This window comes from Streptomyces sp. PA03-3a (genome assembly GCF_033792735.1).
Classification (GTDB): Bacteria; Actinomycetota; Actinomycetes; order Streptomycetales; family Streptomycetaceae; genus Actinacidiphila.
Genome location: NZ_JARAVM010000002.1, coordinates 96,152 through 108,129, shown reverse-complemented (window position 1 = coordinate 108,129; position 11,978 = coordinate 96,152). Strand labels below are relative to the sequence as shown.

The 11,978-nt window shown below is 75.0% G+C and carries 7 protein-coding genes; 3 read left to right on the top strand and 4 right to left on the bottom strand.

Annotated features, from left to right (window positions below; genetic code table 11):
- Positions 1 to 7: 7 nt before the first annotated feature.
- A complete protein-coding gene (locus PV342_RS02675; protein WP_500315727.1) occupies positions 8 to 1,111 on the top strand; it encodes an XdhC family protein in 1,104 nt (367 codons plus the stop codon).
- 1,128 nt (positions 1,112 to 2,239) lie between these two features.
- Here the strand turns inward: PV342_RS02675 and PV342_RS02670 are convergent.
- Positions 2,240 to 4,936: a SpoIIE family protein phosphatase gene (locus PV342_RS02670; RefSeq protein ID WP_500315726.1), complete on the bottom strand. Its 2,697-nt coding sequence runs from the start codon at positions 4,934 to 4,936 to the stop codon at positions 2,240 to 2,242.
- Positions 4,937 to 5,011: 75 nt separating this feature from the next.
- Between PV342_RS02670 and PV342_RS02665 the strand changes: the two genes are divergently transcribed.
- Positions 5,012 to 6,121 carry a winged helix DNA-binding domain-containing protein gene (locus PV342_RS02665; RefSeq protein ID WP_500315725.1) on the top strand — a complete coding sequence of 370 codons (1,110 nt, stop codon included), beginning with the start codon at positions 5,012 to 5,014 and terminating at the stop codon, positions 6,119 to 6,121.
- A gap of 89 nt (positions 6,122 to 6,210) precedes the next feature.
- Here the strand turns inward: PV342_RS02665 and PV342_RS02660 are convergent, their stop codons facing one another.
- Positions 6,211 to 6,771: an NADPH-dependent FMN reductase gene (locus tag PV342_RS02660; RefSeq protein WP_361009629.1), complete on the bottom strand. Its 561-nt coding sequence runs from the start codon at positions 6,769 to 6,771 to the stop codon at positions 6,211 to 6,213.
- Positions 6,772 to 6,889: 118 nt separating this feature from the next.
- Here PV342_RS02660 and PV342_RS02655 point away from each other — a divergent pair, with 118 nt between their 5' ends.
- Entirely contained in the window at positions 6,890 to 7,396 is a 507-nt protein-coding gene (locus tag PV342_RS02655) for a MarR family winged helix-turn-helix transcriptional regulator (protein WP_500315724.1), read from the top strand.
- 468 nt (positions 7,397 to 7,864) lie between these two features.
- Here PV342_RS02655 and PV342_RS02650 read toward each other — a convergent pair whose 3' ends face one another.
- Both PV342_RS02650 and PV342_RS02645 read right to left on the bottom strand, forming a co-directional pair.
- Complete coding sequence (locus PV342_RS02650) at positions 7,865 to 10,669, bottom strand: helix-turn-helix transcriptional regulator (protein WP_500315723.1); 2,805 nt, start codon at positions 10,667 to 10,669, stop codon at positions 7,865 to 7,867.
- A 453-nt stretch (positions 10,670 to 11,122) separates the two neighbouring features.
- Entirely contained in the window at positions 11,123 to 11,971 is an 849-nt protein-coding gene (locus tag PV342_RS02645; protein WP_018563095.1) for a helix-turn-helix transcriptional regulator, read from the bottom strand.
- Positions 11,972 to 11,978: the final 7 nt, after the last annotated feature.

The following is an 11,978-nucleotide window of genomic DNA, read 5'->3' as shown; positions in this document are numbered from 1 at the left end:
CCCCACCATGCTCGACATCGCCGACGCGCTCGACCGCTGGTCGGCCGAGGGCAGGCCGTTCGCCGTGGCGACCGTCGTCGCGGTCGGCGGCAGCGCACCCCGGCAGCCCGGCGCGGCCCTCGCCGTCGACGCCGAGGGCACCGCCGTCGGCAGTGTGTCCGGCGGGTGCGTCGAAGGCGCCGTCTACGAACTCTGCCAGGAGGTGCTGGCGACCGGCGAGCCGCTGCTCAGGCGCTTCGGGTACTCCGACGACGACGCCTTCGCCGTGGGGCTGACCTGCGGCGGTGCCATCGACCTCTTCGTCCAGCGGATCGCGCCCGGGGCGCGACCGTTCGCCGGGGCGCTGGCCGCCGCCTCCCGCGGGGAGGCGGCGGCGCTGGCCAGGGTGGTCGCGGGCCCCGCCGGCATGCCCGGCCGGGCCCTGCTGGTGCGCCCCGGCGGGACGTACGAGGGCACCCTCGGCGACCCGGAACCGGACCGCACCGCCGCGGCCGAGGCCCGCGCCCTGCTGGACGCCGGCCGCACCGCCACCGTCGGCATCGGCGCGGACGGCGGGCGTTGCGGCGAGCCGCTCACGCTGCTGGTCGAGACCAGCGTCCCGCCGCCCCGCCTGCTGGTGTTCGGGGCGATCGACTTCGCCGCCGCACTGGTGCGGGTCGGTGCGTTCCTCGGCTACCGGGTGACGGTCTGCGACGCGCGCCCGGTCTTCGCGACCGCCCTGCGCTTCCCCGAGGCGGACGAGGTGGTCGTGGAGTGGCCGCACCGGTATCTCGAACGCACCCCGGTCGACGGGCGCACCGTCGTCTGCGTCCTCACGCACGACGCCAAGTTCGACGTACCGCTGCTGGAGCGGGCCCTGCGCATGCCCGTCGCGTACGTCGGCGCGATGGGGTCCCGGCGCACCCACGAGCAGCGGCTCGCCCGGCTGCGCGAGACGGGCCTCGGCGAGGCGGAACTGGGCAGGCTGCGCAGCCCGATCGGCCTCGACCTCGGGGCGCGCACGCCGGAGGAGACGGCGCTTTCCATCGCGGCGGAGTTCGTCGCGGAGGGGCGCGGCGGCACTGGGCGTCCCCTTACGGGGGTGTGTACGCCGATCCATGGGGTGGTGTGACCGGGGTCGGTTGTTGCGGCCGGTTGCTCGTGTGCGGGTTGTTCGCGCCTGCGGGCGGCTGCGCCGGGCTGCCCGGTGGGTGCCCCTTGCGGCGCGCTGTTGTGTGCGGGTTGTTTGCGCCTGCGGCGGGCATCCCCCGCCCTCCCTCCCTCCCCCAGCCTTCGGCCGGGGGGACCCCCATCCGGCGCGGTTGGTGCGGGCCTCGCGCGGTTCGTGGTGGGCCGGGGGCGGGGCCTCCGGGGCTGGGCATTCTGTACCGCATATTTATGTGCATGGCGGGCAGCACTTGTCCTTGCCGTCTGTGCCGCACAACACATACACGTCAGCGTCCAGAACGCCCACCCCTACGACCCCGCCCCCTCCGTTTCGTTCGGCGACCAACGCCCGGTGGGGAGTGATGGGGTCCACCCCTCCCAGCACCGCTGGAAGCTGCCTCCAGCAGGAGGCCTCCCAGCCGCAGGCCGAGCGGGGGTGCACGCAGCCATGGCCGGGGGCACCTCCGGCGGGACGGCTGGCGCGACCCGCCCACGGCGCTCGCAGGGCGGTGTGTGTCATGGCGACGCCAAGCAGGCGGCAGATCGTGGCGATTCCCGAGGTGGTGACGCACCGTGGCCTCCGGCGGCCGGCTGACCCTCAACCCGGCCTTTGACCACCCTCCGGCCGTCAGCCGCCCACGGATACGGAGGGGGCGGGGGAGTTGGGGGCACCCCCGGCCGAAGGCTGGGGGAGGGTGGATGTTCTGGACGCTGCGGGATATTTGTGTGCGGCACCCGGGGCACAACAAGTACCGCCCGCCATGCACGTAAATAACCCAGTCCAGGACGTGCAGCCCCGGAGGCCCCGCCCCCGGCCCACCCCGCACCCCGCGAGGCGGTCACCGACCGCGCCGGGCAATCGGGAGGGAGGGCGGGAGAACCGCCCGCCGCAGGCGCAAACAACCCGCACGCAGCCACCGGCCGCAAGGGGTACCCCCCGGGCAGCCGGGCGCAGCCGTCCGCAGGCGCAACGGACCCGCACGCAGCCACCGGCCGCAAGGGGTCCCCCCGGGCAGTCCGGCGCACCCGCGCATAACCACCGGCCGCAAGGGGCACCCACCGGGCCCCACAGAACGCACCCCACGCCGGAGGGTCACCGCACTTGCTGCTCGGCCCAGATGACCTTCCCCTCGGGCGTGTAGCGCGTCCCCCAGCGTTCGGCGAACTGCGAGACGAGGAACAGCCCGCGCCCGCCCTCGTCCGTGGCGGCCGCGTAGCGCAGATGCGGGGACGTGCTGCCGGCGTCGGAGACCTCGCAGATCAGCACCCGGTCGAGTATCAGCCGGACCTGGATGGGCTCGGCTCCGTAGCGGATGGCGTTGGTGATGAGCTCGCTGAGCAGCAGTTCCGTCGTGAAGGACAGCTCCTCCAGCCCCCAGGCGGCCAGTTGGCGCTGGACCGCCGCCCGGACCGCGGAGACCGCGGCCGGGTCGCTGGGCACGTCCCAGTCCGCGACGTTGCCGGGGTTCAGGACGCGGGTGCGGGCGACGAGCAGGGCGATGTCGTCGGACGGCCTGGCGGGCAGCATGGCCTTGAACACGTCCCGGCAGGTCTGTTCGGGGTCGCGGCCGGCCTCGGACAGGGACCGGCGCAGGAGTTCCAGGCCCTCGTCGATGTCCCGGTCGCGGTCCTCCACCAGGCCGTCGGTGTACAGCACCAGGCTGCTGCCCTCGGGCAGGCTCAACTCCACCGCCTCGAAGGGCAGTCCGCCCAGACCCAGCGGGGGTCCGGCGGGTACGTCGGGGAACTCGACGGTCCCGTCGGGGTGCACGACCGCGGGCAGCAGGTGCCCGGCGCGGGCCACCGCGCAGGTACCGGTCACCGGGTCGTAGACGGCGTACAGGCAGGTCGCGCCCGCGACGGTGGTGCCGGCGGGGGCGGCGCCGTCGCCGGTGGGCCCGGATTCGTTCTGGTCGATGCGGCCGACCAACTCGTCCAGGTGCCCGAGCAGTTCGTCCGGGGGCAGGTCCAGCGTGCTGAAGTTGTGCACGGCGGTGCGCAGCCGGCCCATCGTGGCGGCCGCGTGCAGTCCGTGGCCCACGACGTCGCCGACCACCAGGGCGACCCGTGCGCCGGGCAGCGGCAGGACGTCGAACCAGTCGCCGCCGACCCCCGCCTGCGCGGGCAGGTACCGGTAGGCGGCGTCCAGGGCGGTCAGCTGCGGCAACTCCCGCGGCAGCAGGCTGTGCTGGAGGGTGACCGCCATGGCGTGCTCGCGGGTGTAGCGGCGGGCGTTGTCGACGCAGACCGCGGCCCGCGCCGCCAGTTCCTCGGCGAGCGAGAGGTCCTCCTCGTCGAAGGGTTCCGGGGCCTGAGAGCGCCAGAAGTTCACCATCCCGAGGAGCACGCCGCGGGCGCTGAGCGGTGCGCAGATCAGCGAGTGGATGCCGAAGCCGAGGACCTTGGCGCCGCGTTCCGGGTCCTGCGCCTGCCAGCCGGGGGAGTCGGCGAGCCGGGGTTCCAGGACGGCCCGGCCGCTGGCGATGCCGGCGGCCTGCGGGCTGGACGGCACGAAGAGCAGCGGGTGCCCCGTCGGGTACAGCGGGTGGTCGTCGCGGACGCCGCTCACGGCGACCCGGCGCATCTCCACCGACGGTCCCGACAGCGGTTCGTCGCCGCGCAGCACACGTACCGCGAGGTCCACGGTGACGTAGTCGGCGAAGCGCGGCACCGCCACCTGCGCCAGTTCCTCGGCCGTCCGGGTGATGTCGAGGGTCGTGCCGATGCCCATGCTCGCGTCGTACAGCAGCCGCAGCCGGGTCCTGGCGGTCTCGGCCCTTCCGGACAGCGCCCGCAGTTCGGTCGCGTCGCGCAGGGTGGCCACGCTGCCCGGCGGGCCGCCGTTGCGGTCGGTGTGGCGGTTGTTGAGCACCAGCAGCCGCTCCCCGGCCGGCAGCACCTCGTCGGTGGCGTCCCGGCCGGAGGCCAGCAGTTCGCAGGCCCGCTCCTCGAGCCCGAGCGCGGTGACGGGCCTGCCCTCCGCGTCGGCCGCCAGGTTGAGCAGCCGTCGTGCCTCGTCGTTGGCGAGCAGCAGCCGCCGGTCGCCGTCGAGGATGAGGACGCCCTCGCGCACGGCGTGCAGCACGGCGTCGTGGTGCTCGTACATGCGCGTCATCTCGACCGGGCCGAGGCCTCTGGTCTGCCGGGTGAGGCGCCTGGCGATCAGCCAGGTGCCGGCGGTGGCCAGGGCCAGCACCCCTGCCGCGATGCCCAGCAGGACGGGCAGTTGCTCGTTGACCGCGCCGCTGACCTTGGCGATGGTGATGCCCGAGGAGACGATGCCGACGACCCTGCCCCGGTCGTCGCGGACGGGCACATTGGCCTGCACCAGGGGGCCGATGGTGCCCACGATGCTCTCCGTGACCACCTGGCCGCGCAGGGCCGGTCCGATGTCTCCGACGAACTTCTTGCCGATGCGGTCGGGCTTGGGGTGGGTGTAGCGGATGCCCTGGCGGTCCGTCACCACGATGAAGTCCACCCCGGAGAGCCGGCGGGCCTGCTCGGCTTTAGGCTGCAGCACCGCGGTCGGATCCGGGGAGTCCAGCGCCGCCACGATCCCCGGCGAGCTCGCGAAGGTCGTGGCCACCGCCACCGACCGGTTGCGGGCCTCCTGCTCGCTGTCGTGCCGCGCCTGGACGAGGAGTTCGACGACGGCCGCGACGACCAGCAGGACGACGACCACGACCTGCAGCAGGAAGACCTGCCCGGCCACGCTGCGCCCGGCGGGCAGCGCTCGCAGCCCCCGCTCCGGTGGTCTCCTCGAGGCGCGATGATCGCTCGGCCCGCCCATAGGCTATGTCTACACTCCCGGGCACTTCCGGGGCGACTGTTACCCCCGAGTTCTTCGTGGCCTTACGGTGTCCGCATGCGCAGGACGACACGGGGGGCCGTGCTGGGCCGCCGCACGCTCAACCGGGCCCTGCTGGAGCGGCAACTGCTGCTGGCGCGCTCGCGGATGAGTCCTGCGGAGGCGGTCGGCCATCTGGTGGGCCTTCAGTCGCAGGCCCCGCACGCGGCGTACGCCGCGCTGTGGACCCGGCTCGACGGCTTCTCCTTCGGCGACCTGTCGCGGCTGCTGCTGGACCGCGCCGTCGTGCGGATCGCGCTGCTGCGCGGCACCGTCCACCTGGTCACCGCGGACGACGCGTTGCGGCTGCGGCCGGTGCTGCAGCCGCTGCTGGACCGGCAGATCGCCCAGGGCCCCTGGGGCCCGGGGGTGCGCGGCGTGGACCGCGACGAGGCCGTAGCCGCCTGCCGGGCGCTGGTCGAGGCGCAGCCGCGCACCCCGGGCGAGCTGCGCGACCTGCTCGGCCCGCGCTGGCCGGACGCCGATCCGGCGTCGCTGGTCAACGCGCTGCGCAACTGGCTGCCGCTGGTGCAGGTGCCGCCGCGCGGTGTGTGGGGGGTGGCCGGGCGGACCGCGTACACCACGGCCGAGTCGTGGCTCGGGCGTTCCCTTGCCGGCGCCCCCGACCCGCGGGCGCTGGTGCGCCGTTATCTGGCGGCCTTCGGTCCCGCCTCCGTCGCCGACGCGCAGAAGTGGTCGGGGCTCACCGGGCTGCGGGAGGTCTTCGCCTCGATGGAGCTGCGCGCCTACCGCGACGAGGACGGCCGGGTGCTGTACGACGCCCCGGACGCCGCACCGCTGCCCGACCCGGACCGGCCGGCGGCCGTGCGCTTCGTCGCCGACTTCGACAACCTGGTCCTCTCGCACGCCGACCGCTCGCGGATCCTGGCCCGGGAGCACGTGCGCCGGGTGATGACGCCCAACGGCATCGTCCGCGGCACGGTCCTGGTCGACGGCTTCGTGGCGGGCACCTGGCGCACCGACCGGGCGCGAGGCTCCGCCGTGGTCGAGGTCGCGCCGTTCGCGCCCCTGGCGAGTGCCGACCGCGACGCCCTTGAGGCGGAGGGCAGGCGGCTGCTGGCCGCCTCCGACCCGGAAGCCGGCCACCACGACGTGCGCTTCGCCTGACCGGCGCGGGCAGCAGTCGGGGCCGGACGGAGGATCACTCCGCCCGGCCCCGTGTGCTGCCCCGCCTGGCGGCAGGGGCGGCGCGGAGGTCAGCCGCGCAGCGGCGCCAGGGCGCTGCTCCACTCGATGACCTCGTCGATGAGGGTCGACAGGCTCGCGGCCTGGTGCTCGCCGGGGGCGAACTCGCTGAAGTTGACGAAGTCGGTGAAGAGGGAGAGCGCGACCTGGGAGCGCACGTCGGCCATCTTCAGCTCGCCGGCGATCAGCCGCAGGTGCTCGGCGGCGCGGGCGCCGCCCACGGAGCCGTAGGACACGACGCCCAGCGCCTTGTGGTTCCACTCGGCGTGCAGGTAGTCGATGGCGTTCTTCAGCACGCCCGAGGTGGAGTGGTTGTACTCCGGGGTGACGAAGATGAAGCCGTCGAAGCTGGCGATCTTGGCGGCCCACTCCTTGGTGTGGGCGTTCTGGTACTGGCCCATGGCCGGCGGGATCGGCTCGTCGAGGTGGGGGAGCGGGTAGTCGGCGAGGTCCACGAGCTCGAAGGTGGCGTCGCCGGTGTGCTTGGCGGCCTGCTCGACGACCCAGTGGGCGACCTTCTCGCCGTTACGGCCGGGGCGGGTGCTGCCGAGGATGATGCCGATCCTGGTCATGAGGCGTGATTCCCGATCTGTGTGGTGCGGGGGTGTGGATTGAAGCTTCAACTTGAAGCTTCAAGTGCACTGTAACAGATCGCCTTGAAGCTTCAAGCGGTCCGATAGCCTGGTGACCATGACGAAGAACACAGCGGAACCGCCCGCGCCCGCCGCCGTGGAGCCGCGGTGGCTGCGGGGCGGCGAGCTGGCCGCGTGGATGTCGATGGCCCGGGTCATGGCCCGGCTCCTGCCGGCCCTGGAGCGCGAGCTGGAGCGCGACGCGGATCTGAACTGGATGGAGTACCACGTCCTCGCGATGCTCTCCGAGCAGGAGGGGCACATCATCAGGATGAGCGTGCTCGCGGACCGCGCGAGCTCGTCCCTGTCGCGGCTGTCGCACGTGGTGCGGCGTCTGGAGCACCAGGGCTTCGTCCGCCGCGAGCCGGACCCCGGGGACGGCCGTTACACGCTGGCGATCCTCACGCACGAGGGGTACGAGAAGCTGGTGGCCTCCGCGCCCGCGCACGTGGAGACCGTGCGCCGGATGGTTCTGGATCCGCTGGACCCGGGCGAACTGGAGAGCCTCAAGCCCGTCCTCGACCGGATCTATGAAGCCGTCGACGCCGCCGAGCGCGGCCGCTGACGTGGAGAGGGGCCGCTGCGGGCGGCTCGTGGCAGCCCGCAGCGGCCCCCGGCTCGGCCTGACCTGACGTCAGGAGTCCGTGCGGGCCGCTCCCGGCGGCGCGGGTGCGGACGTCCGCCGGGAACGAGGGCGGCGGCTCGCCTCACCCGGCGAGCCGTGCCGTGGGGCTCCTCGCGATGCCGGTGGGGGAACGCGCGGGTCGCCGGTGGGGCGGCGCCGCATCCCGCGCGTACGGCTCGGCTGGACCGGCGCGAGCGCCGGCGGCCGTGGACGAGGGGCGTTGGCGCACGTGCACTCGTGGGACCGTGGCCTGCTTGCTCTGTGCGGGACCCAGGCTAGGGTCGCGGCCCGCGCGCCCCAAGGAGGGAAGCCCCTGACCCGGTCGCTTAGGGAAAGCCCTCGGTCACGCCGCGTGCCCGCCCGGCGGGTGCGCGACGGCGCGCGGCCCGTCCCGGCGCGGTGGCCGCCTCAGCCGGCCCGGCGGCCCGCCGCCAGTCGCACGATGTCCACCCGTGAGCGGATGCCCAGCTTGCGGTACACGCGGGTCAGAGTGGCCTCGACCGTCTTCACGCTGACGAACAGCGCCGCGGCGATCTCCCGGTTGGTGGCGCCCTCCAGGACGAGCCCGGCCACCTGCCGCTCCATCGAGGCCAGCCCGTCCAGCTCCGGTGGCGCGGCGGCCGCGGGGGCCGGCGGGGCCTGGCCCGTCTGCTCCAGCCACGGCAGGGCCTTCGACCGCCGGAACAGCCGGCCGGCCTCGTCCAGCGCCGCCCCGGCCGCCCCGCGGTTGTGCCGCTCCGCCTCGACCCGGGCCAGCGCGAAGACGGCGCGGGCCTCGTCCAGCCCGTAGCCGAGGGCGGCCGTCCGCTGCCGGGCCCCGGTCAGGACCGCCACCGCCTGGTCGGTGTCGCCGTGCGCGGCGAGGAGCATCCCCTCGGCGCGCTCCAGGACGGCCAGGATGCTCTGCCGGCCGAGCCGCAGGGCGTGCCGGCGCGTCTCGTCGATGACCTCCCGCGCCTCACCGAGCGCGCCGGTCAGCACCAGTGCCTCGGCGAGGTCGCCCTGCCAGCGGCCGCGCGCGGGCTCCGTCACGCCCATCTCGCGTTCGAGGGCGCGCACCCGGCGCAGCGCGTCCACCGCGCCCTGCGGGTCGGCGCCGACCAGCCGGGCGTGCCCGAGCGCGTACAGCGCCCGCGTCAGGTACGGCAGGTCGCTGTCGGCCTCGGCCCGCCGCACCGCGTCCCCGGCCAGCGACAGGGCGCGATCCACCGTGCCGCCGGCCGCCTCGGCCAGGGACGCGATCTGCAGCGCGAAGCCCTCGCCGATGCCGGTGTCCTCGGCCAGTCGCAGGCTCTCGCGGGCCAGGTCGAGCGCCGTGCCGCAGCGGCCGGAGCGCAGTTCGATCTCGGCGAGGCTGCGTACCGAGTAGACCTCGGTCTCCACCGCTCCGCGCTGCCGTGCCTCGCCGGCCAGCCAGGTCAGCGCCGTTCGCGCCTCGTCGAGCTGATCGCTCATCAGCAGATAGCGGGAGCGGATGTAGACCGGGCCGTTGTGGTTCATGGCCACGTCCGGGTCCTGCGGCTCGGCCGAAGCCAGGGCCAGGGTCGCGGCGGCGTCGGGATGCCCCATGGTCGTCTCGTTGAGGGCCTTGAAGGAGAGCGCCAGCAACTCGGTGCGCCGGTCGCCGGCCTGCGCGGCGAGTGCCGCCGAGCGGGCGGCCTCGGCCCGCGCCTCGTGCATCTGGCCGTCCACCAGGGCCCGCCAGGCGAGCTGGTAGCGCACCAGGCCCTGCAACCGGGGGTCGTCGCCCGCGTCCGCCAGGGCCTGCGGGAAGACGTCGTCCACCTCGGACAGCGCCTGCCCGGCCGAGTCGATCACCACGCTCCACGCCCGCACCCGGTCCGCCGGGACCGTGGCCCGCGCCAGCACCTCGCGGGCGGTGGCGCGGGCGAGTTCGGGCTCCGCGGCGGTCAGCGCGTCCTCGGCGGCCCGCAGCCGCCGCTCGTCCGCGGTGGGCACCGCGCCTTCGGGGCTGTGCCGGGCGGCCAGCAGGCCGAGTTGGGCGGCCACCGAGGGGGCTCCGCGGGACCGGGCCTCGTCCGCGGCCTCGGCGAGGCTCGCCGCGACCCGTTCGTCCTTGCCGCTCGTCGCCAGCGCCAGGTGCCGGGCCCGTTCGATCGGGTCGACGGCGGCCGCGGCCAGCGCGGCGTGGGCGCTGCGCCGGTCCTCCGGGGTCGCCTCCGCGTACAGCGCCGCGGAGATCAGCGGATGCGCGAAACGCACCGGACCGCCTCCGTCGTCGGGGTCCATCTCCACCAGACCGAGGGACGCGGCCACCCCCGTCTCGCTCTCGGCGTTGGCACGACCGGCGCCGCGCAGCGTCGCGAGGGTCGGGCGGGCCCCCGCGCTGGCGATCAGCAGCGTGCGGCGGGTCTCCGCGGAGAGCATCTCCAGCCGGTTGAGCACCAGGGCGCGCAGCGAGGTCGGCACCGGCAGCGGCTCCCCGGGGCGCGGCGGGGTGCGGCTCTCCGCGAGGGCACGGCCGAGCTCCAGGGCGAACAGCGGATTGCCGCCGCTGGTGCGGTGGATGTCCCGGACGACCGCGCGCGGCAGACCCGTGTGGCCGCGCCCGTCGAGGAGTTCGGAGACGTCCGGCCGGGACAGCGGCGTCACCCGCAGCGTGAGCACGTCCTGCGGGAAGGCGCGCAGATAGCGGTCGTGCTGGTCCTGCGGATCGGCGTCGGTGAGTACGGCGCCCAGCACCCGCACCGGCAGTTCGGCGACCCGGCGGGCGGCGAAGGCCAGCAGCTCGGCGCTGGCCGGGTCCATCCACTGCAGGTCGTCCACGACGATCAGCACCGGGCCGTCGGCGGCCAGCGCCCGCAGCACCGACAGCACGGCCAGCCGAAGCGCCAGTCCGTCCCGTTGCAGCGAGGACTCCCCGCGGCCGGTGAGCGCCGACTCCAGCGCCGCCCGCTGCGGAGCGGGCAGCCGGTCGGACACCTGGTCGGCGACCAGGCCGAGCAGATCGACCAGGGCGAGGAAGGGGAGGTGCGATTCGGATTCGGTCGCGGAACAGCGCAGCACCGTGGGCTCGCCGCCGTATTCCTCGGCGAGTGTCCGCAATACGGTGGACTTCCCGATTCCGGCCGGTCCGTACAGCAGCAGGCTGCCACCGTGGGCGAGGTGCCCGCGGGCCCGTGCGAGCACGTCACCGCGCCCGATCACCTGGTCGGGGCGGGGCCTGGCCGGCGCGTCGAAGGCCTGCTCCACGGTCGCCGCTCCCCTCGTGTCGTGTCCGGGACAATGTTAAGCGGAGAGCCGTGGAAGACCCCGGGTACGGGCGTGGCTCCTCGGCCTCCGTCCGGTGCAGGGACAATTCACCGCCGCCGATACGGATGTCGCGCGAGGGCGGCAGGCCGGGAAACGCGCGGGGGCAGCGACCTGTTGAACACCGGACTGTTCGTCAGGCCGGCCCCCGTCCCGTGTGTGCCGGTGGACACACCCCGAATGATCGGTCCGATCCCGCCGGCGGTCAAACCCCGAAATCGCCCCGGTCGAGGCGAACGTGGCGGCTTGTCCGTTGATCCGGTGCTACCCCCGATCACGGTGCTTTGCGGGTGAACGCGGTGCCGGTGGGCGGCCGGCGCGGCCGTCTCCGCCGTCGGCGTCACCGCGCGGGCGCCACCGGCGGGCACCGGCCGGCCGCCGGCCCGGGCCGGCGACTCAGGGGAGCAGACCGGCCCGGCGGGCGGCGACGACCGCCTCGAGACGGGTACGGGCGCCGAGCTTGCGCATGGCCGAGCGCAGATAGCTCTTGACCGTCTCGGGACGCAGTCCCAGCCGGTCGGCGGCAGCCGCGTTGGTGGCCCCCACGGCCACGCACGCCAGCACGTCCAGCTCCCGCGAGGAGACGGCGGCCGGCCGCCCGGCGGGGAGCCCGTCGCCGCCACCGGCGGCCCCGGTCGCCGCCGCGAGCCGGCCGCACACGGCGAGCAGCTCCTGCCGCAGCAGCGGATCGGCGACCCGGCCGGCCAGCGCCCGCAGCTCACCGTGGGCCTCGCGGACCTCCTCCCAGGCCGCCGGGTCACCGGCGGTCGGCTGGCGGCACGTCGACAGCAGGCGGTCGGCCTCGTCCCGTACCGCCAGCCGCTGCTCCAGCTCGCGCGCCGCCTCCACCGCGGCGCTCACCGGGCGGTCGCCGAGCGCCAGCGGATGGCGCAGCGCACCGTAGAGCACCCCGCGCACCCGGCGGCGCACGACCACCGGCACCGCCAGGACCGAACGCAGCCCCTCGGCGGCGACCGCCGCGTCGTACTCGTGGCTGATGACCCGCGAGGTGCTGTAGTCGGTGACGGCCAGCGGCCGGGAGAGCGCGATCGTCTTGCCGCCCAGGCCGTTGCCCGCGGTGATGGTGAGCCCCTGCAGGGAGGTGGTGGCCGTACCGGACAGCTCGGTGATCCGCAGCCGGCGGGGCTCCGGGAGCAGCCCCCCGAAGGCCACCGGCAGACCGCTGGTGCGCCTCATCCGCAGCAGCGCCGCCCGCAGCTCCGCCGCCTCGCCCTGTCCCGTCACGCCCCGC